18 protein-coding genes and 1 riboswitch are annotated in these 22,606 nt (G+C 35.1%); of the genes, 14 read left to right on the forward strand and 4 right to left on the reverse strand.

Features of this window, described 5'->3' with window-relative positions:
- The first annotated feature begins 151 nt into the window (after nucleotides 1-151).
- From EP747_RS17570 to EP747_RS17620, 11 genes are all read left to right on the forward strand, one after another.
- Nucleotides 152-451, forward strand: coding sequence for a hypothetical protein (locus EP747_RS17570; RefSeq protein WP_129691393.1), 300 nt, complete (start codon nucleotides 152-154; stop codon nucleotides 449-451).
- Between the two features lie 857 nt (nucleotides 452-1,308).
- Entirely contained in the window at nucleotides 1,309-5,136 is a 3,828-nt protein-coding gene (locus tag EP747_RS17575) for a S8 family peptidase (protein WP_165347126.1), read from the forward strand.
- Nucleotides 5,137-5,919: 783 nt separating this feature from the next.
- On the forward strand, nucleotides 5,920-6,498 hold the full coding sequence (locus EP747_RS17580) for a hypothetical protein (RefSeq protein WP_129691395.1): 579 nt from the start codon (nucleotides 5,920-5,922) through the stop codon (nucleotides 6,496-6,498).
- A gap of 331 nt (nucleotides 6,499-6,829) precedes the next feature.
- Nucleotides 6,830-7,180 (forward strand): ASCH domain-containing protein, encoded by a 351-nt coding sequence (locus tag EP747_RS17585; protein ID WP_129691396.1) that lies wholly within the window; start codon nucleotides 6,830-6,832, stop codon nucleotides 7,178-7,180.
- Between the two features lie 5 nt (nucleotides 7,181-7,185).
- Nucleotides 7,186-7,620, forward strand: a complete 435-nt coding sequence (locus tag EP747_RS24930) for a hypothetical protein (protein WP_129691397.1) — start codon at nucleotides 7,186-7,188, stop codon at nucleotides 7,618-7,620.
- A 309-nt stretch (nucleotides 7,621-7,929) separates the two neighbouring features.
- Nucleotides 7,930-8,047, forward strand: a riboswitch (SAM riboswitch).
- A gap of 175 nt (nucleotides 8,048-8,222) precedes the next feature.
- Nucleotides 8,223-9,239 carry a methionine ABC transporter ATP-binding protein gene (locus EP747_RS17595; protein WP_129691398.1) on the forward strand — a complete coding sequence of 339 codons (1,017 nt, stop codon included), beginning with the start codon at nucleotides 8,223-8,225 and terminating at the stop codon, nucleotides 9,237-9,239.
- Nucleotides 9,229-9,897, forward strand: coding sequence for a methionine ABC transporter permease (locus EP747_RS17600; RefSeq protein WP_098233178.1), 669 nt, complete (start codon nucleotides 9,229-9,231; stop codon nucleotides 9,895-9,897). Before EP747_RS17595 ends, EP747_RS17600 begins: the two co-directional genes overlap by 11 nt.
- On the forward strand, nucleotides 9,894-10,742 hold the full coding sequence (locus EP747_RS17605; RefSeq protein WP_129691399.1) for a MetQ/NlpA family ABC transporter substrate-binding protein: 849 nt from the start codon (nucleotides 9,894-9,896) through the stop codon (nucleotides 10,740-10,742). Before EP747_RS17600 ends, EP747_RS17605 begins: the two co-directional genes overlap by 4 nt.
- 45 nt (nucleotides 10,743-10,787) lie before the next feature.
- A complete protein-coding gene (locus EP747_RS17610) occupies nucleotides 10,788-11,978 on the forward strand; it encodes a M20 family metallopeptidase (RefSeq protein ID WP_129691400.1) in 1,191 nt (396 codons plus the stop codon).
- 289 nt (nucleotides 11,979-12,267) lie between these two features.
- On the forward strand, nucleotides 12,268-12,657 hold the full coding sequence (locus EP747_RS17615; RefSeq protein WP_129691401.1) for a YidH family protein: 390 nt from the start codon (nucleotides 12,268-12,270) through the stop codon (nucleotides 12,655-12,657).
- Between the two features lie 73 nt (nucleotides 12,658-12,730).
- Complete coding sequence (locus tag EP747_RS17620; RefSeq protein WP_129691402.1) at nucleotides 12,731-13,600, forward strand: alpha/beta fold hydrolase; 870 nt, start codon at nucleotides 12,731-12,733, stop codon at nucleotides 13,598-13,600.
- Nucleotides 13,601-14,200: 600 nt separating this feature from the next.
- Here EP747_RS17620 and EP747_RS17625 read toward each other — a convergent pair.
- Nucleotides 14,201-15,553 carry an Nramp family divalent metal transporter gene (locus EP747_RS17625; protein WP_129691403.1) on the reverse strand — a complete coding sequence of 451 codons (1,353 nt, stop codon included), beginning with the start codon at nucleotides 15,551-15,553 and terminating at the stop codon, nucleotides 14,201-14,203.
- Nucleotides 15,554-15,895: 342 nt separating this feature from the next.
- Between EP747_RS17625 and EP747_RS17630 the strand changes: the two genes are divergently transcribed.
- Complete coding sequence (locus tag EP747_RS17630; protein WP_129691404.1) at nucleotides 15,896-16,456, forward strand: AAA family ATPase; 561 nt, start codon at nucleotides 15,896-15,898, stop codon at nucleotides 16,454-16,456.
- 246 nt (nucleotides 16,457-16,702) lie between these two features.
- Here EP747_RS17630 and EP747_RS17635 read toward each other — a convergent pair whose 3' ends face one another.
- From EP747_RS17635 to EP747_RS17645, 3 genes are all read right to left on the reverse strand, one after another.
- A complete protein-coding gene (locus EP747_RS17635) occupies nucleotides 16,703-17,317 on the reverse strand; it encodes a TasA family protein (protein ID WP_129691405.1) in 615 nt (204 codons plus the stop codon).
- A 72-nt stretch (nucleotides 17,318-17,389) separates the two neighbouring features.
- Complete coding sequence (gene sipW, locus EP747_RS17640; RefSeq protein WP_129691406.1) at nucleotides 17,390-17,938, reverse strand: signal peptidase I SipW; 549 nt, start codon at nucleotides 17,936-17,938, stop codon at nucleotides 17,390-17,392.
- 49 nt (nucleotides 17,939-17,987) lie between these two features.
- Nucleotides 17,988-18,755 (reverse strand): DUF4047 domain-containing protein, encoded by a 768-nt coding sequence (locus EP747_RS17645; protein WP_129691407.1) that lies wholly within the window; start codon nucleotides 18,753-18,755, stop codon nucleotides 17,988-17,990.
- 263 nt (nucleotides 18,756-19,018) lie between these two features.
- Here EP747_RS17645 and EP747_RS17650 point away from each other — a divergent pair, with 263 nt between their 5' ends.
- Nucleotides 19,019-20,734 carry a M4 family metallopeptidase gene (locus EP747_RS17650; protein WP_129691437.1) on the forward strand — a complete coding sequence of 572 codons (1,716 nt, stop codon included), beginning with the start codon at nucleotides 19,019-19,021 and terminating at the stop codon, nucleotides 20,732-20,734.
- Nucleotides 20,735-20,953: 219 nt separating this feature from the next.
- Complete coding sequence (locus EP747_RS17655; RefSeq protein WP_129691408.1) at nucleotides 20,954-22,213, forward strand: helix-turn-helix domain-containing protein; 1,260 nt, start codon at nucleotides 20,954-20,956, stop codon at nucleotides 22,211-22,213.
- Nucleotides 22,214-22,606 lie beyond the last annotated feature (393 nt).

Below are 22,606 nucleotides of genomic sequence, written 5' to 3' on the forward strand. Positions count from 1 at the left end.
ACTTCTTACTAATCAATAAATTCAAAATGATAAGATATCTTTTTTTTTAACAAGAAAATAATATGGTTCCAATTACTTTTGAGTCTAGTTTAAGCATATTTCTACTCTTTTAAGGAAAACGTATTAAAAAACATGAATGGAGGAAATCAAAGTGAGTACTGAAAATCCTAATGATAGTTATCCATTTCCAATTTCAGGATTAGGTTTAGATTCACAAAACAATGTGAAATTAAATGAGGATACATATGAAGTGTATGTAAATGATGAGTTGGTCGGACATAAAACATTAAAGAGCGCTGGTGAAAAGCTTTCAGATGTCGATGACTTTTTAAGAATTCAAGGAATTCATGATTTTTCTTCTACAGTAAGAGGTGACCATTATTTAATTCATACTAGTGGAGACTTCGAACATTTAAAAAATGCAATATCCGTATATTTTGAAAATAAATAGTGAGCATCTCGTTAAGCGAAATCTTTATAATAAAATTTGAAGTTCACTAAATAGTAGATTTTTATTTTATCTACTTTTAGGTTTTTTTTTAAAAAAAATTTACCGTTAATCCATGTGATTTAATATCAGTTAGAGTTACATCATACGATGGAGCATTACCAAATGGTGTGGCAGCAACAGTTTTTTATACAACATCATAATCAAGAATAGGATCTTCTATAGAAGATCTTTTTATTTTGGCTCTGTTAAAGTCAGATGTAAACTTTAAGAGAATCCTTGTTGTTCAACTAACCCATGCTTTAGTTGAACAACATGATCGGCTTTATGGTCGATTTTTATTGAGCTAAATGATAGTTTAGTTCAATAAGAAAAGTTAGTTAACGTGTAAAATCACGACGTTTCTACCGTGATTTTTATTTTTGCAACATGGAAGCGAAAATTACAATTTTTAAATGAAATTCTAATATTCCCCCAACAAATCCCAATATTTTTCTACTTTAATTAACAAATTATTTCATATTATTTCTTTTTTAAAATTTTATTAGACAAAATAAAACATTAAAATTTATTTTTTGTAGATAAACGTTGAAAAATGCTAATAAAATTCATAAGCTATTACCCCAATGTACTCAAATTGAAGCCTAACCTATAATTTGTATTAAGTGATATTTCTGAATATTCAACAATTTGTGTTTAAACTCTCAATTTAAACTAGGTCGTTTAGAAAGTAAAAAATACTCATGTTGAAAGACAGTCAGTGTATTAAATGTGAAGTTACGTCATCAACACGAAACCTTCATATTTTTACAAATATATTAGTCTATTATTTTATTAGGCAAGGGAGATGTTTAGTTTCAATGGGGAAAAGAAGAAACAAAAAAATGATTAATGTATTAACCGCGAGCTTGGCTTCTGCAGTACTATTGGGAACTGGTACTATTGATTCTTTAGCTTTTGATGACACTACTGAATCGACTGTCAGCCCGACTGCCCAAGAGCAGGAGAATAGTTCGGTTGAACGCACGTACACGATCACGCTTGTGACTGGTGATGTCGTTAATGTAGAAAAACTTATTGACGGAACACTTGCGAGCACTCTAAAACCAAGGGAGGACGGAACTTCACCATCATTTTTTACACAAACTATTGATGGTAACTCGTATTTGATTCCCGAGAATGCTTCACAATTCATAGCATCTGGCCAACTGGATGAAGAACTGTTTAACATCACGAAATTGGTTGAATATGGATACGACGACTCACATCAATCGAGTATTCCTTTGATTGTAACAGAGGAATCAGGAAAGCTTGATCCATCTGTAAGCGAGGCTGCGGAAGAGGCAGTGTCTATTGGGGCAACGGAAAAAGTAGAACTTCCTAGTGCCAACGCTGTCGCAGTGAAAACGAACAAAAAGCATGCCAAGAAATTCTGGGATGCTATTGACGGAGAGGACACAACCGTAACAAAACAAGCTCCATTAGAGCTTAAAGCTGGTATTAAAAAGATTTGGTTGGACAGGCCCGTACAAGCTTTACTTGACAAGAGTGTTCCGCAGATTGGTGCGCCTACAGCATGGGCAGCTGGGTATGATGGTAAAGGCGTAAAAATTGCTGTTTTGGACACTGGGATTGATCCGACTCATCCTGACGTTAAAGATGCTATCTTGGAAGAGAAAAGTTTCATAGATGGACAAGATTATGTCGATCACCACGGGCACGGTACGCATGTTGCATCGACAATCGCAGGTACTGGTGCTGCTTCAGGCGGTAAAATGAAAGGTGTAGCTCCTGGTGCAAAACTTCTAATCGGAAAAGTGCTTAGCAATGCGGGTTCAGGTTCTGAATCGGCAGTCATCGCAGGAATGCAATGGGCCGTTCAAGAAAAGGCCGATATCATCAGCATGAGTCTTGGCTCGGATGTACCGAGTGACGGCACGGATCCAATGAGTGAAGCGGTCAACACTCTAAGTGAAACTTCCAACACCTTGTTTGTTATTGCTGCTGGTAATTCAGGATCAAATGGAAAGGGTTCCATCGGATCACCTGGAGCAGCTGAAAAAGCATTGACCGTTGGAGCAGTTTCCAAATCCGACGTGTTGGCTAGCTTCTCAAGTCGAGGTCCTCTTATCAATAATTTTAAAGTTAAACCTGAGATTACGGCACCAGGAGTAGGCATTGTAGCTGCACGTGCAGCAGGTACCTATATCGGTATCCCTATTGACGCAAACTACACTAATCTCAATGGTACTTCAATGGCTACACCACATATTGCTGGTGCCGCAGCTATTTTAAAACAAAGACACCCGGAATGGACGGGAGAACATATCAAGCAGGTATTAGCGGGTACAGCGGTATCAAAAACCCCTTATCAAGCATATCAACAAGGTGGCGGGCGTGTAGATGTTGTACAAGCCTTGAATGCTAACGTGTACAGCAGTCCTGCTGTTGTCAGTATGGGAGCTAGTGTAGATAAACTTAAGGAACAGACATTTAAATACGTCAACCCATCCGATAGTGATGTAACATTGAATCTCGCATTGTCAGCCAATGTGGAGTTGGGAGGACAGATACCGAATGGATTGTTCTCAATCGACAAGACGGAGGTCACTATACCAGCACATGGTAGTAGTGAGGTAAAGGTGACATTTAATCCAGCACTTTTAGAACTTAGTAAAATTGCGGATTATAGAGCAGTAGTTACGGCTACCTCAAGTGATGGTAAAAAAATAAACACGACGATTGGTGCATCGAAGACAGAAGCAAAAGTTAAGTTAACTCTTAATAGGATTGACCGCAAAGGAAACCCTGCGAAAGGACAAATCTATGCGTATAACACCGACACGGGGAGATTAATAGGCTTATATGATCAAGATGACGAGTACAAAACAATCCTTGAGTTGCCGCCGGGGCATTGGTCGGTGATGAATTTTATTCAAACAAAAAATGAGGCAGGAATAACTGAAGACTACACCCTTGGTGGCGATACTAATGTGGAATTGCTTTACAAGGAGGAAAAGGCATTAACTATTGATGCACGTTTGGGTAAGGAGATCAAGTTCGCAACTCCTAAGGAGTCCGTGTCGAAAAACTTCAGTTTAGGTTACAGCCAAAGAAGGCTCAATAACAACCCTGGGTTCGAAGTCTTGTTAAATACTGGGGGATGGCAAAACTTTAGTCACACGTACGTGGTGCCAACTGGGCCAGCGAAGGGCTTTGATCTTTTCTTCAAACAGCGCAAATTCGCACCAGAGATCAAGGCATCCTTTGACGGACGCGGCGGTTCGATTCCGCTTGAGCCAATTCGCTCAGTACCTAAGTTAGACGGTGCAAAAACACTTAAAACTGTCTACATTGGTAAGGGAAGTCAAGAGGATCTTAGCAACAAGGACGTTCATGGTAAGCTTGTGGTCGTAAGTCGCGATGAGGAAATGTATAAATATCCTGGAGAGCAGATTAAACTAGCGGAGAATGCCGGTGCCGAGGCAGTGATCCTCGTGAACCCTATTCCAGGCAACGATATTACTGCTATGCGTACAACTGATAAAATAACCATTCCGGCTTGGACAATTGGCTCGGACGACGGAGCGGTACTTATCGACCGAATTACAAACAGCAACGCTCCAACTCTCATCAACCTTAAGGGTATTGCTAATAGCCCGTATATGTACAACCTCGCGATGTCGGTTCCTGGTGAGATTCCGGCCGACCCTACAGACGATGTGACCGAGGAGAACTCTGAAGTGGTAAATACCCACTACCGTAGCTCGAAGAAGTCGATGGGTCTATTGGAGACTAACATAGCGGTTCGTCCTGGTGATTCGCAGGTTTTCATGAATTTAGATCTATTAGAGAAAGCGCCACTAGATCGAGAGGAGTGGTACTCCACTGGTAGTAAGTGGCAAATGAAGGACATGAAATGGTACCATGAGGTCATGCTAGACGTAAATAATACTGCACGCAATATGAAGGACCTGCGTTCTTATCAACCTGGAACCAAGAGCGAGGATACCTGGTTGGGTGCGGCGATCGGTCTTGTCGGACCGGAAAATCCGTATACTTTAGCATACCGCCAAGGGGATAACGCATATCTATCTATGCTAGAATTTGGTGACAGCTCACCAGGGCACTATGCTTGGTTCTCAATGGGAGCTTGGGAAGATGTTGCAACATTGCGTATGTACCAGGACGGGAAGCTTCTAACGGAGAAGAGTGGCAATAAATTACTCGGTATAAAGGTGCCAGTCGGTGCTGACCCTGCGAACTACCGAATTACTTTTGACACGACTCAAACATTGTTACCAGTGTCTACAAAGACAAGTACTGATTGGATGTTCAAGTCCGAGCGACCAACTAACGCAAAGGAAAACCTGGCACTGCTGTGGCCGAAATATGGCTTTGACCTGGATATGGAGAACAAAGCAAATGGTAATAGTATGGGCCACTTTGATCTATCATTCAGAAATCAGTCTCTTGAAACTCCAGATATTCAAGGAGTCGAAGTTGCAGTATCCACTGACGACGGTAATATTTGGAGCAACACAATGGTGGAGAAGCAAGATAATGGCCACTATACTGTAAGCGTGAAAAACCCAGCATCTGGATATGTGTCACTTCGTGTCAAAGCGTGGGACTCTAAAGGCAGTCAGGTTGAACAAACAACAATCAGAGCATACGGTGTGCGATAAAAATACAAGTTGTTGTAGATCAGTTAATAATGAAAATTAGCTCAAATAAAAAGAGTTAATTTCCTAAGTGTAGACTAAACCCCGAATAACGGACACTTTTAAAAATGGTGTGCATTGTTCGGGGTTTTAAAATACTTTTTAAATTTTGGGGAATACACATTTCCTTATGGTGAGAAATTTTAAAGATTGACCTAAGCTTATTGCAATTACAATTAAACATGCTATATGAAGAAATTTGTATATAGAATTTTTTATAAACAGCTTCCAAACTTTCAAATCATTTTTTTATAATTTATTCTATTCTTATTAAGAGATTCCTACTTCTTATTTACTAAATTTCCAATTATCACAATGAAAAAGTAGCCTAAGTAGCCTTAAACTTTTTCAACTAATACATGCATTAGTTGAAAAACATTATCGGCTCTATTGTCGATTTTTTTATTGAGCTAAATGGCAGGATAGTTCAATTAGGATTGGTATTCATAGGTTATCTTAGGAGCCAGGTTTTAATTAAAAGACATAATTGTAATATTTTTTTCTAAATTTGTAATACTGGAAATATAAAAAAGGGCAATTTACTGATTTTCCCCCAAATATAATTAATTCGAAACACTTTATTTAGCAATGTATTCAACTCAAATTTAAAAAATAGAGTAAAAAAATAGTTGAAAATGGTTAGAAAAACTAAGGGGAGGGTGATGAATTACCCCAATTTTCAAATCAAATTCATGCATTATAATTAAGATGTACTATTAATACATATTACACAATGGGGGTTTTTTCATGAAAAAGACGATGGGTGGTTTGATTTTAACGGGGTTATTAACTATAGGCGTAGCAACATCTGGTGCACATGCTGCAGTTAATTTTGATTCAACAGCAGGTTCAGGATTTGTAGGTAAAGGTGATGTTCAATTAGCATTTAATTGGAACAATACTGCTTTACAGAAAAATGGAAGTGGTCTTACTTTTACTTATGAGGCTGTAGATACTTATGTTGTAACAGAATATTGGGAAACATTAACTGGTGGTAAACAACCTAAAATCGTAACTCATGAAGTAACTGTCCCAAAACATGCATCTGTTAGTGCTGATGTAGCATATGACGCTCGTAAAGCTAATCAAATCAATGGCTTTAACTTAACTCATTTTGGAACAGTAGTAACTGAAGGAACTGTACCGGTTGTAGGCGATCCTTTGACTGGTAATCGTGAAGTTTATGATGCTGAAGAGGGTGTTTGGGTACACGCAACTGTAACAGCTGTTCAAAAAACAAAGAGCGAAGGCGGATTGTTTGTAAACTATAATGGAACAAGTATTGCAATGCCAAATACTCCAGTTGAGCCAGTAGTAGTTCAATAATATTTAAACCAAGCCAATATTAAAGTCGATTTCCAAATATGGAATTCGGCTTTTTTAACCCTTATGTAACTAACGCATGTTTTAGCTGAACAACAAATAGGAAGATGATCATCAATCAAAACATCCACTGAATTAGTTAAAAGCTCAATTTTTCTCACAGCTCTTTTTTTATTAATTCTGCGCTACATTTAAAGTCCTTTTTGTTGCTTATATAAATTATTGCCGTTTCAATATCTTTAAATAAAATTTGCTAATATTGTACTATTTAAAATAAAATGGAACTAATTGTTTTTTAGCTTTTACTTTAAAATTGAAATGGAGAATGGATTAAATGACAAATCAGAATGAAACAAACGCTTTACCGCCAAAAACATGTACGATTGAACGCCTTGTAACGCTGCAAGAGGATGTCGAAAAAGTATTGGCAGGACAAAAAACCGCTACTCGCCGCAACGGGAGATATGCAGATGTTGGGGAAGTGATGACTCTTCAAAATCGCCAGTTTGTTGTTGAACGAGTTTATTCGCAAGCCCTAGGTGAATTGACCGATGAAGATGCTAAGCAGGAAGGCTATACGACAGTAGAAGAGTATAAGCAATCGATCCTGTCAATCCATCCTGGAATGCCTTGGTTGCCAAAAATGAGGGTATGGGTTCATGAGTTTCGTCTCATCCAAGATTAATTCATATGCTTTATAGACTGCTTCTTTACATACATATTGCTAGTGTAATCTTATCAATCGGTCCTTTTTTCGTATTGATTCCGATACTTAAAAAGCTACATACCTCACAGTCCGCGATACAACAGAGCTATTTGGATGTATTCCGGTTTGCTGTCAGATTGGCAAAGCATGCTGGGCATGTACTGGTTGGATCAGGTGTCTTGTTGGTACTAGCGGGCCATTGGTCGTGGAAGACATCTTGGATTGTGATGACTATTCTTCTTTTGGTGAGTTCATTATTTTTCCTAGCTAGAGCCTTTTCACCGACCATTCGGAAATTCAGTGAACCAGACCAAGACAAGAGATTGCTGATTCACTTGCTTCGTCGTTCAATCTGGATTTATATCGTTCTTTTAATGGTTATGCTATGGTTCATGGTGGTAAAGCCTACATTATGGTAGGTATAATTCAATTAAGCAGACAGGGTTCTCTTTTATGGAAGAAGCCTTGTCTGCTTTTTTGTCCTTCTCTTAAATGAAAATACTAATAAAAACTCAAAAAAATAAGTATATTGACCTATTTCAAACAGTATATGAAATAGGTTTCTTGATTTGAATATGAAGGACCTAAGACCCGTGTAAAACAGTGTGCGTAAAAAAAATGCTATTTGCAAACACAATTTTTACTAAAAAATTTGAAAATAATTCTTGACGTATTATAAAAAGAGAGATAACATGAACTCAATAATTTAAAAACTTAATAAATTCTATTACTTATCCAGAGAGGTGGAGGGACTGGCCCTGCGATACCTCGGCAACGGGTTTGTTGTTTCGTAACAAATACCGTGCTAATTCCTGCAAATCGTTCATGCGATTTGAAAGATAAGAAGTAAAGTGGCTTATATATTATAACCCCTCTTCTTATCTGTTTTATTGGATAAGAAGGGGGGTTTTTTGATGAGGTGCCATAGGAGAAAAAGGGAGAAATATAGTTATAATTCCTAGTTTTCGAATCTGTTTACTAAGTTATAGTTGTTAAAATAACTTGCATTGGAGGAAGTAATTTGATTGAGATTAAAAATGTCTCCAAGGTTTATCCTGGAAGGCCACCGATTAAAGCTTTAAATAATATTAATATGAAAATTGAGAAAGGCGAGATTTATGGAATCATTGGCTTTTCTGGAGCAGGAAAGAGTACATTGATTCGTTGTTTAAATAGACTTGAAGAGCCAACAGAAGGATCAGTTCTGATTGATGGATTGAACCTGATGACATTAAAAGATGAAGAGTTACGTAAGACACGTAGAAAAATTGGTGTCGTATTCCAGCACTTTAATCTCCTTTCAGCCAAAACGGTTTTTGATAATATAGCAATGCCGCTATACCTTGAAGGAAAGAAGAAACGGGATGTTCAAGAAAAGGTAATGGAATTAATTGAATTTGTTGGACTTACAGGGAAGCAAGATGTATTTCCGGGGCACTTATCGGGGGGACAAAAGCAAAGAGTGGGAATAGCAAGGGCACTCGTAACAGACCCAGATCTTTTGCTATGTGATGAAGCTACATCTGCATTAGACCCTGAAACAACAAAGAATGTATTAGAGCTTTTAAGGAAGGTAAATAAATCCTATAATCTTACAATTTTCCTTATTACCCATGAAATGAGTGTAATTCGTGATTTATGTGATAAAGTGGCCGTCATTGATAATGGAGAAATTGTCGAAGAAGGTAATGTTTACGACGTTTTTACGAATCCACAGAAAAGTATTACAAAGAATTTTGTTAACACTGTATTACAAAATGAGGTGCCGTCTAAGTTATCGAAAACATTATCAAAGGGGAAATATTATCAATTAGTCTTCCTAGGTGAAAAGGCAGCCAATCCATTATTATCAGAGGTTCTTAAAAAATTCGATATTCATTTAAACATTCTTTATGGATCGATTACAGAGCTACAAGAAAGACCTTATGGGAATTTACTTGTGGCACTAGAAGGGACAAAAGAGGAAAGCGCAAAAGCTATTAAATTTATTTCGGAAAAGGGGATAGATGTAAGGGAGGTTGAGTTAAATGGAGCTTAATTGGGAATTCTTTTGGCCGCAGTTTTTGCAGGCAACTCAAGATACATTTCTAACTGTACTAGGGTCATTTATTTTTGGCACAATCATAGGATTGCCTTTAGGCATTATCCTAGTTGTAACAAGGCCAGGTCATATAATGGAAAACAAACCTTTATTTACGTTGTTAAATACCATTATTAATATTGTTCGATCCGTACCATTTATTATTTTACTAGTTGCCATTATTCCATTTACTAGATTATTGACGGGAACGTCCATTGGCGTAGTAGCAGCAATTGTTCCGCTTTCGATCTTTGTAGGCCCTTATTTGGCGCGATTGATTGAGAACTCCATGCTTGAAGTGGATAAGGGAGTGCTAGAAACAGCCTATTCAATGGGAGCAACAAAGTTTCAAATTATCGTGAAGTTTATTTTACCTGAAGCGATTCCATCGTTGATTCTTTCATTTACAACAGCAACGATTGGATTGATTGGATCGACTGCGGCAGCTGGTGCTGTTGGTGCTGGTGGATTAGGTGACTTAGCTATTACATATGGTTATCAGCGCTTTGAAACATTGGTTATTATCATTACTGTTGTATTACTAGTAGTTATTGTTCAAATCATACAAAGTTTGGGAAATACGTGGTCAAGATATGTAAGGAGGAAAAGAGGATGAAAAAGTTTTTTACTATTTTTGCAGCATTATTATTAACGGTTTCGGTATTATCAGCATGTGGTTCTAAAGAGTCATCAGGTAACGGAAAGGAGAGAACAGTTAAGATTGGTATTAACGGTGATGACTATGAACTTTGGAATATTGTACAAAAACAAGTAAAAAGTGAAGGCATTAAATTGAAAATTATTTCATTTTCAGATTATGTTCAGCCTAACACAGCACTTAATGACGGTAGCCTTGATTTAAATTCTTTTCAAACAATTACCTATATGAACCAATTCAAAGGCGATCATAATTTAGATATTTCTGCGATTGGCTCGACGGTGATTGCGCCAATGGGGATTTACTCGCATAAATTTAAAAAGCTAAGTGATATTCCAGATGGAGCAACTATTACTATACCAAATGATGTTACGAACGCAGGCCGTGCACTTAAACTATTACAATCTTCAAAGTTAATTAGTTTAGTAGATAATTTTGACCCTAAAGGAAGTATTGAACAAATTAAAGAAAATCCTAAGCATCTAAAAATCAAACCGATTGCTGCAGGGCAAACAGCTAGATCATTGGATGATGTGGCAGCAGCTATCATCAATAATGGATTTGCTGTTCAAGCGGGCCTAGACCCTGCAAAGGATCCACTTTATAAAGAAGATCCTAATGATAAAGCAGCTATGCCGTATATCAATGTTATTGCATCTCGTACGAAGAATAAAAACGACAAGGACTTTTCAAAGATAGTGAAGGCATATCAATCAAAAGAAGTTCATGATTACATTATTAAACGTGACAAAGGTGCTACGGTTCCGGTAGTCATTTCGATTGATAAAATTAAAAATCTATAAAGTTAGTTCATTCTTATTTAAAAGAATAGAAGGGAGATCGTTTAAATGACAGTCAAAATTGACACACAAAGAGAACAAATTGTGAAAAGTATTGAGGAATCGAAGGAAATCTATCTTGAAATTAGCCACCAAATTCATGAGAAACCTGAGATTGGCAATCAAGAATTTTTTGCATCAGAAACACATACTAAAATTCTAGTAGAAGCTGGTTTCGATGTCACACGTAATATTGCGGGACATGAAACAGGCTTTGTTGCAAGGAAAACGTCATCTAAGCAAGGCCCAACCATCGCTTTTTTAGCAGAATACGATGCACTACCTGGTCTTGGTCATGCATGCGGACATAATATTATTGGGACAACGAGTGTAGCAGCAGGGATCGCTCTTGCTGAAGTCATTTCTGAGACCGGAGGAGAGGTTGTCATATTTGGAACACCTGCAGAAGAGGGTGGACCAAACGGAAGTGCAAAGGGGAGTTTCGTAAAAAATGGATTACTAGAAGGTGTGGATGCAGCTCTTATGCTCCACCCAAGTGGTAAAACAAGTTTGTCGAGTCCATCTTTGGCAGTAGATCCACTAGACTTCCATTTTTTTGGAAGAGCAGCCCATGCTGCTGGGTCACCAGAACATGGAATTAATGCCTTAGATGCAGTAATCCAGTTATTCAATGGAATTAATGCCCTTCGTCAGCAGCTTTCTAGTGATGTTCGCATACACGGAATTATCACTCATGGAGGCGATGCACCAAATATTATTCCAGAGTATGCTTCAGCGAGATTTTTCATCCGTGCTAGTACATGGAAGAGTACGAAGGAAGTATCCACTAAGGTTCGTAATATTGCCGAAGGAGCAGCACTAGCAACTGGTAGTACAGTGAAAATTGAAAGATTCCAAAATGAAGTCCATGATTTTATTATCAATCAATCTCTTGATGAGATTGTAGGAGAAGAACTAAGCCTATTGGGTGAAGTAGTGAATGGCAAAAGCGGCGGGCTTGGATCTACTGATGCAGGAAACGTAAGCCATGTTGTTCCGACTTCTCACGCATATATTAAAATTGGACCTGATGATTTAATTGCTCATACGAATGAATTCCGTGAAGCTGCGAGGTCGCCACTTGGTGATCATGCTCTAGTAACGGGGGCAAAAGCATTGGCTCTGACGGGCTATCGTTTAATTACCGATAAAAAACTTTTGGAAAAGGTTCAAAATGAATTTCAACAAACAGAAAAATAGTTAGCTTGAACGGTCAGAAAGATGGGCGGAATTACCATCTTTTTGACCGTTTTATTTTTGATAGCTCATACTAATGTCGTTATTTGTTCTATTTATATAGTAGTCTTCTGATAACTTCTCCTTCCGTTAAATACCTAATAAAAGTTTTAAATCTACATTATCTGATTTCAATTTTATCAAAACGTAAACTCAAATTTACTAAATCTTAAATTTTAAAGATTAAACTAAACATTAGATATGTTTTCTATAAGTTTATCACTCTATAAATCTTTGATAGGGGTAATTTAATATGGTTTCTTTTAGTAAAGTAAAAGATTTATCAGATGATAGTGTTAAATATGCACAACAGCATCTAGCAAACGAAAGGACATATTTAGCATGGTTGCGAACTGCAATCTCAATTACTGGTGTAGGATTTTTAACAACTTCACTACACTTTACAATTAAAATTAGTGATAACCAGTTCATCAATAGATTAGCAATTTTTCTTGGCATATATGCATGTGTTGTTGGTTTTATTTCTGGAGTATTAGCTACTATTCAGTACAGTAAAAAGCGGAAAGAAATCCAAAATGGAATTTTTATACCTGCTCATAATTCAATTATTCTTGTATCAATTCTATTTTCATTTTTAATATTCATGATTGTGCTGTATTTGTCTTTATTATTATTCAAATAAACCTATTTTTTCTCTGTTATTTTTATAGGGATATTTTTATAAAAATCGAATATTACATAAAGTGGACACTAATATGAATGGAGTGATTGATATTTTTTATCCTGAATCTCGGTTTGAAACGATTAATGGAATGGAGCTTCATTTTACAGAATGGGGAGAAAGAAAAAATCCAACAGTTGTTTGCTGGCATGGTTTAACTAGGAATGGTAGGGATTTTGATATTTTAGCTCGTCATTTAGCTAAGGATTACCATGTAATTTGCCCGGATACGATTGGACGAGGATTAAGTCAGTGGAGTACTTCTCCTGAGCAAGATTACTGTTTTGAAAACTATGTAAATATAGCGATTGATTTATTAGACCGTTTAGAAATTGAACAAGTTCGATGGGTAGGGACTTCGATGGGTGGAGCAATTGGAATGCGACTTGCTGGTACGCCGAAACATCTAAATCGTATTTCTCATTTAGTATTAAATGATATCGGGGCAGGAGCTTCAGAAAACCAACCACAAGATATTGAAGGAATTAAGAGAATTATTAGCTATGTTGGTTCACCACCTCAATATAAAACATTTACTGAATTGAAGAATTACTACAAGTTAATTTATCATTCATTTGGTGTTTCGAGTGAAGAAGAATGGAATGATTTTACGCAAAATTCTTGCCGCAGAAGAGATGAGGGTGGCATTGGCCCTGATTATGATCCTAAAATTGCATTACAATTTCAGCATACTGAAGATTTAACCTTATGGAATTACTGGGAGGCTATTCAGTCCAACATTTTACTCATTCGAGGAGAAGTTTCGGACGTCTTGCCACTTGATGTAGCATTAAAAATGAAGGAAACGCAGAAGTTTCAAATGGAAACAATACCAAAAGTTGGTCATGCACCTGCTTTAAATACAAATGAGCAAATCTCAATTATTGATAATTTTTTTAAATAATTTTTAGGTTTTATGCGATCTATTTGAAAATATGGGTTGTTCCATATGTCAGGTTACTGACTAAGGAGCGGTCCTTTTTTTATTGAAAATATAACAGATGAACTCTGTTGATTTAGCAATGGGGGGATCATAGCTGTACTTTTCATTTGTAGTTGATATGATTGCACCTTTTTTATAAATAATAAGCAGATTTTATCAATTTTTTATTCAATATAGTAAGAATTAGAGCATGCTTGCAGGTTTTCCATTTGGGAATAGCCAATATTGTACAATTTTTATATCATAATACATTAACTGGTACGGGTAATATTTCGTCTTAATTGCGGTTATTAGGAATTTAATTGCAGTTATGATATTTTTATTTGCGATTTTCAAAATTTAATTGCAGTTATGCTAATTTTAATTGCGGTTTTCGAAATTTATTTGCAGTCCACTGTTCTTTTGTAACTTTTCAGCATTTATTTGCACAGTTTAACTCTTTATTTGCAAGCCTACAAGACTTATTTGTAACTCAGATTTAACAACGTAACAGTAGATAAATAAAAAAGATTGAACAAATGTCATTCAAACATCTGTTCAATCTTTTTTTGTTTCAATTTATTATTTAAAGAATGTGGCCCAAAGTAAATATGCATTTAATACTGCAATAACTGAAGCAATTGTCCAAGCGACTGATTTAAGCCAAGTTTTATTAACGAATTTACCCATTTTCTTAGCATCACTAGTAAACATGACTAGTGGTATAACCGCGAAAGATAACTGTAAAGATAAAATTACCTGACTTAGTATTAATAAATCTGCAGTTCCCTTTGCTCCATAAAAATAAGTGACGATTAGAGCTGGTGTAACGGCAATTAAACGAGTTATTAGTCTTCTTAGCCAAGGTTTAAGCTTAATATTTAAAAAGCCTTCCATTACAATTTGACCAGCTAGAGTACCTGTTAAAGTAGAATTTTGACCGGAAGCCAATAATGCCAATCCAAAAAATGTACTAGCTAAAGTCGTTCCTAGTAATGGAGTAAGAAGCTGAAATGCATCTTCAATTGAAGCAACACTTGTATGACCCGATTTGTAGAAAGTTGAAGCAGCTAATATTAAAATTGCTGCGTTTACAAACAAAGCAATCATTAATGCAACTGTTGAGTCAATTGTAGCAAATTTAATTGCTTCTTTTTTACCAGCATCAGATACTTCAAACTTTCTAGTTTGAACGATTGAAGAGTGAAGATATAAGTTATGAGGCATAACAGTTGCCCCTAAAATTCCTAAAGAAATATAAAGCATTTTTGGATCTGTAATAACTTGAGAACTTGGAATAAATCCACCAAATACAGCTTTTACATCAGGTTGAGCCATAATCAACTCAAAAACAAAACTACCTGTTATTAATATGATCAATGAAATTACAAAAGCCTCGATATATCTAAATCCTTTATTTTGTAAAAGTAAAACAAGTAATATATCTAAAGTTGTCAAACATATTCCATAAAACAACGGAATCCCAAATAATAAATTTAAAGCGATGGCTGACCCTATTAATTCAGCTAAGTCACACGCAGCAATTGCGGCTTCACAAAGCACCCAAAGTATAAATGATACAGGTTTACTGAAGTGATCTCGACATGCCTGAGCTAAATCTCTACCGGTAACGATACCTAATTTAGCAGCTAATGATTGTAGAATAATGGCCATTAAATTTGAAATTAAAATAACAGATAATAAAGTGTAATTAAAAGCAGATCCACCTGCTATTGAAGTTGCCCAGTTTCCAGGGTCCATATATCCAACTGCAACTAAATATCCTGGGCCAGCAAATGCTAGAAACTTACGGAAATTACTAGCTTTCTTTGGAACAGATAATGAACGATGAACCTCTTGCAAACTAGGTTGTGAATGTTCCTGTCTCCATCCGGCTTCTTTATATATGACTTTTTCTTGTGACTCTTGTGACATGTTTCCCACCACCTGTTTTATTGTACACATCAAATAGTTTTTCCCTAGGGAAAGTTTTTAAATTATATGCTGATTTTAACACAATAGTTCCCAAATGTAATAAAAAATTTTTGATAACTTCGTAAATTTTTAGTAAAAGGAAAATATACATAGAATATTTTCCTTTTCTTTGTTTCTGCTTTTTTACTATTTCTTATGCAATTCATTCAGATAGTTCTGTTTTTTTAGTATGCTGAAGTTTATTATCGAGTTAATTATTATCAAGTGTGATATACTAGTCAAAAAATTCAGTTATATTTGTAGGCGTTTATAAAAAAATTAATATATTTGGGAGCTAGATCCATGAAGTTTGTATTAGTATTTGGGCCACAAGCTGTGGGGAAAATGACTGTAGGACATGAACTAGAAAAAATAACAGATTTAAAATTGTTTCATAACCACATGACAATTGACTTGGTTAGTAAGTTTTTTGATTATGGAACAAAAGAGGGAAGTCGACTAGTTAATTTATTTCGAAAAGAAATATTTGAAGAGGTGTCCAAAAGTGACTTATACGGAATTATTTTTACTTATGTTTGGGCTCTCGATCTAAAATCTGATTGGGATTATGTTGAGAAAGTTTGTACCATATTTGAGTCAAAAGGGGCGACAACCTATTTTGTTGAACTAGAAGCAGAACTAGATGAGAGACTTGTGCGAAATAAAACTCCGCACAGATTAGAGCATAAGCCAACAAAAAGAGATATTGAATGGTCTGAAAACAATTTAATGAAGACAATGGAAAAATTTAGATTAAATTCAATAGAAGGGGAAATTCAGAAGGAGAATTATCTAAGAATAAATAACACAAACATGAGTGCAGAAGAAGTAGCTAAATTAATAAAAGAAAGATTTGCTTTGTAAGTAGTAAAATAATGGATTCACTTTTAACTTTCATATTAGTTTACTAATAGGTTATTAAGTAAGTAAAAAAATAAGAAGATGATAATAGCTTATTCATAAAAGGTTCATGAGTAAGTAAAATAGCAAAAAGGAGTGGAAATCAACCTCACTCTTCTCCTTTTACAAAAATTTGGTAATTAATTGATAAGATTGTTTTTCAACAGTGTGAAAAACCACCTAATTAAATTTAGGTGGTTTTGTTTTTTATTAGTTGTTGTTAGGATCAGTGTCGTCGTGGTATGTACTTCCACCAGTTTGAGCATTAAATGTCCAGTCAACTTTCAGTTTGTCACCTTGGAATTGGTTTTGGTCTTGTCCATTATCAACAAATTCGAATAATACGAAAATCTTTTCTTTTTGTCCTGCTGCAATGCCATCTGGATCTTTTGTACTACCTACAAATTGATTAATTGCTGTTAAATCAGGAGTTTGATTTTGTAGGTCATATAATGTTGTATCAACAATCTCGTTGGTAGCACTGCTAGTGTTATACATAATTGTTACTTTAATATTTTTAGCCAAATCTTCAGTATTATCTTTTTTTACGTCTTCAATTTGATATTTAGTGTTTAATAGAACTTTATTAATATCTAAAGTACCATTGTTTTCTAGCGTAAATTCACGATATACTTCATCACCAGGTTTTAAATTGCTAATGTTTACAACAGCATTAGGGTTCATACCTAAGTCTAATGTACCTGCAGCGAACGTATTATCAGTTTTAATTGTATCGCTAAAATATGCAAAGGTACCTCCACTAATTAATGATAAACCGACTGCTCCACTCATTACTACCTGACCAATTCTCTTAGTAAAACTCATTTCATTTCCCCCTTAAGGTTTATTTATTAAACTCTTAAGCTTTTATTTTGTACTTAAGAGATCTAACCAACTTCATCCTGCAGTTTTTTGTTCAAACTCTTTTCTTAATTGGAATAAATTGCGCATTGCTGAAAGAGTCAAAAGAATACCTGGAACAATTAACAATATCGCTGATCCAGCTTTGGAGCTTACAAAATTTAATGCATAACCAACATATGGAATCGTAAAATTAGAATATTTTCCAACGATATTCTGAGGGTACACAGTCCATAAGTCTTGGGCATTATTGTTATCGCCCTTCGTTTTATATGAAATTTCGCCATTTTTATGATGGACAGCTGCTATTCTGTGAGTGATTAGCTTATTATCCATTTGGAAGGTAACAATATCGCCTTTTTGATAAGACGATGGATTTGCACCTAGCTTAACGGCAATAATTGAACCCGTTTGAAAAGTAGGTTCCATTGATCCGGATAAAACAGCTTTTAATTGATAGCCTAAAATGGTAGAATCTCCACCTGTAAACCTAGAAGAAATCACAATAAAAGCTAAGAAACACAAGATGACAATAGAAATACTTTTAAAAATATTACCTACAATTGATAAAACTTTCTTCAACATGAGATATCACCTATTCGTTTTGAGTTGTATTTACTGAATTATTAGAATTTTAGTTTGTGATTGTATCTGTATTGGTATTATCAGTATCCTGGCTCAGAACTGAATCTGTATGATCAGAATCCTGGTTCGGAATTGAATCTGTATCAGAATTATTAGAATCCCGGCTCTGAATTGAATCTGTATTAGAGTTATTAGAATCCTGGCTCGGAATTGAATCTGTATCAGAACTATTAGAACTTTGGCCCTGACCAGAATCGGTAGCATTTTTAGGTTCACTAGTATCGTTATTAATCATTTCTTTACTTTCACCTAGCTGGGTTTGAATTGTAGATTTAATGAACGCTATCTTTTGAAGATTAATTGTTTCATTTAATTGCTGGATTAGTTGGTTAACAACCTGGTAGCCTTTTCTCTCATATTCATAGTTACTTTGTTCAGTTTCAGGTAGTTCATGAATTTGATTGTGGTAAGAGTTCAACTGCTCTTGTATATTTTGTAAACTCTTAATCTCATTATTTAATTCTTGTTCCTCATTAAGAACAGTAGTAAGTAAATTTGACAAATCAGATCCAGTGCCATTAATTGATGTCTTTAGGATCGACTTATATATATGATTAGCTCTTGTTGAATGATCCTTTGCAGTTATTTCTAGTTGTTGGATTGTTTTAGGAAACACAATTGCTGCTGAAACGATTTGTTCTGATGATGCCTGACTAGAAAAGGTTGCCTCCGTTTGGCCAACTGTTTGCATTGCCAAGTAAAATTGAATAGAACATAAACTTACGATGATGGAGACTTTTTTTCTTGCTTGTTTCAAATTTTCACTCCTTTACAAAAGCTCTGTTGAAATTCATTATTGCTCAGTTGTCAGAAAATTGAAAGCGGGTTATTTTCTTGTCAATTATCGGTAGTTTTTTGTCAGAATTAGTCGCTTGTAGGGTAAAAAGCCATAAAATCACCTAAAAAAGAACCCGACTTCGACATATTGATTTAATTTTGAATTTTCTCAATAATGAAAATTGCAGTCGCAACAAAATTAAATAAGGGGTGAAAGTTTTGAGAATGAAAAAAGAGAAAAGAATGAGAAGAAAAGCAATTCCAGCAGTAATGGCATTAACTGTAGCATTTGGAGGAGGTTTAACAACTTTACCTTCATTTGTAAATGTAAAAGCAAGTGCAGCAACAGTTGATCAAGCTTTAAGTAAGGATGAAATTGTAAAAGCTTTTCTTAATTCAAAAGTAGAAGGTCTTGCTAGAGCAGGTTCCGCATGGGAACAATTTAAAGTTATTAGTGAACAAGCTGACAGCACGACAAATACTTACCATGTCAGAACAGTTGAACAGTACAAAGGAATTCCAATTTATGGATCTGGACAAGCTGTTGCACTAGACGCAAATAACAATGTATACGCATCATTTGGTAATGTAACTCAAAAATTATCACGTACAATTATTCCAACTGAAGCGGCTATTTCTAAAGAAGATGCAGAAGCAACTGCTAAGGAGAGCATCGAATCTCAAATTGGCACTGTTAAAAATTATGATGGAATTGATACTGAATTAACAATTTACCCACATAATGGAAAGTATTATTTAACATATTTAGTTAAGGCTTCAACTTCTGTGCCAGCACCTGGTTACTTCCATTATTTTGTGGATGCAACTAATGGAGAAATAGTAGACAGCTTTGATGCAATAGATAATTTAGCAGATCCAGCAAAACTTTCTGTTGCGGTTGGAAGAGGTTTAGATGTATTTGGTAATATGCAGACATTCCCTGTTGGAAAAGACACATCTACTGGTACTAGCTATTTATATGGTGGATCAATTGCTGGTGGTACTACAACGTCACCAAATATCGTGCCACTTGCAACTTTCGATGCTCATCGTATGGGTGAAACTCCATTTATTCTTCTTTCAGCACTATTAGGATTTACAGGATTTGAAATAGAAACAAAAAGTTCAACTAATTTTTTCTATGATCCTGCTGGAGTATCAGCTCATATGAACTCTGATAAAGTAAATAAATATTATCAAACAGTGCACAAGCGTAACAGTTTAGATAATAAAGGAATGACATTAATCAGCACGGTTCATATCGGATCAAAATGGAATAATGCAGCTTGGAACGGAAAGCAAATGCTATACGGAGATGGTGATGGAATTGTTCTTGGTTCTTTAGCAGGCGGATTGGACGTTACAGGTCACGAAATGACACATGGTGTAATCTCAAATACTGCAAACCTTACGTATCAAGATGAGTCTGGTGCAATTAATGAATCATTAGCAGATATTTTTGGAGCATTAGCCGAAATGAATGCTGCAGGCGCTACAGTTCCATCTGATTGGGAAATGGGTGAAGATATCTACACTCCTACAAAAGATGGAGATGGCGGTCTTCGTTCATTAAGCAATCCAAAATCTAAGTCACTTAGTCCTATTTATGGATTAAAAGATAACAAATATCCAGATCATTACGCTGATCGCTATTTAGGTACAGAAGATAAAGGTGGCGTACACATCAACAGTAGTATCAACAATAAAGCTGCATATTTAATCGCTGAAGGTGGCACACATAACGGCATTACAGTAACTAAATTACAACGTACAGTAGCAGAAAAAATTTACTACCGTGCATTAACAATGTATTTAACACCTTCTTCTGGATTTAAAGAAATGCGTGAAGCTGCTATTCAAGCTGCTCGTGATTTATACCCAGATAACAAAACTACTGGTCAACCATCAACACAAACAAAAGCAGTAATGGATGCATATACTGCTGTAGGTGTTCAATAATAAATATACTTAAAAACCATGAACAAACTTGTCTTGTTCATGGTTTTCTTATTAACTATTAACTTTTACCTATTATTCATTAGAATTAGTATTAAATTACTATTTTTTATTATTAATTTTTCATTAGAATAACTTAATAATTTGTGTGTATAGCATGATGGAATCTATGCTTAACTATTGTATATTTAGTATAAGTTTTAGGAATAGGGGGAGCATGTAATGATCGAAGGAGAAGTTATAAAATTTTATCGCATTAAAGCCGGGCTAACACAAGAAGAACTAGGAAAAGGAATCTGCTCTTCCAAGCACGTAGGAAAAATTGAAAGAGGGAATACATCCTATTCATCTGAGATTATTTCCTTATTTTCTGAACGATTACAAATTGATATTCGAAAAGAAATTGCTAATTTTGAAAATCTAGAAAAGAAACTACAAGATTGGCATACAGCAATTATTAAACTAAGAATGAAGGAAGTTGATTCATGTAAAAAAGAGCTGGAAGAAACCCCTTTTATTAATTCTCCAAAATATGATGCGTGGTATCAATTGCTACTAGCAAGATATTATCTCTTAAAGAACGACTATAAGAACACTCATACAATTATTCAAATTATACAAGGAAACTATAAAGACCTACCTCCATTTGAAAGAAATCTCCTTTTGCATGTAATAGGAATTTATTATTTAAATAACTACAATAATTCAAGTACAGAGAATCATCATAAAGCAATACAAACTTTAAAGAAGATTGATCTAAACGAGTACGGAAATCCAGAATACTATTATCATCTAGCAGTAGCATATGGATGGGTTGATTCTAAAGTAATGGCATATGTATACGCAGAAAAGGCGCTTAAATATTTTAAAGATACAAGTAATTATTTACGTGCCATAAATGCTGAATCAATTATGCTTTTACAATCAAGCAACGATGGGCATTTAGACTTTAAAAAATTGAAACAATCATATAAAAATCTGATTCATGATAGTGAAACGCTCAATGCACCAGATAAAACAGGGATGTTATTAAATAACTTTGCTTTGGAATATTTTAAAAGAAAAGATTATGAAAAAGCGCAAAAATATTATAAAGCAGCATTACAATTGGAGAAAAAGCCATCGGTAATTTATCTTCAACGACTGAATAATTATCTTAAAAGTTCATTTGAAGGTAAATTAATGCGCAAATCTGCTTTATTAAATAGTGCTCAAAAAGGTCTAACAATCGCAAATAATTTAAAGAATCAACATTATCAAATCCTTTTTACATTACTAATCTATTTGATTGAAAATAAAACGAAAGAATATATACAGTACATAGAAAAGACAGCTTTTCCATATTTTAAATCACGCAATCATACTATTTTCATGAAACGATATGGTAAGGAGTTGTATGATTATTATGTGAAAGAAAAAGAGTTTGAGAAGGCAGTTGAAATGTCTAACTTCTTAATAGATGCTATTAAAATTCATAACTAAAGGACTGTTGTAGGGAAGTTCCTTTAGTTTTTATTTTTTCAGATCAAAGAAGGAGTGTGACGAATAAAGTTGCACTGCAAATAAAATTATCAATAATGATTAAAAGTGCTACAAAATTTAATTGGCAACTAATTTTTTCAATAAAATGCAAAAAAGTTCCATAAAGGAACTTTTTTTAAATATTATTATGTTGAAATAATAATATCGAAAGTAGGGGCAAATCTTACTATTTCTAACATAATACTCTCATGATTGACTCTTTTCGAAATGGTTGTTGTTTATAAACCGATCATTTTTAAAACACACAGTAAATAAAGAAGCTGGTTGGAAACAAGGTGTAGGGTTTCTGTAGGAGTATCAGAAAAAGGAAAATCTGAGATGTCTCCCGAGTAT

It is taken from the genome of Gottfriedia acidiceleris (assembly GCF_004138285.1).
Lineage (GTDB): Bacteria > Bacillota > Bacilli > Bacillales > Bacillaceae_G > Gottfriedia > Gottfriedia acidiceleris_A.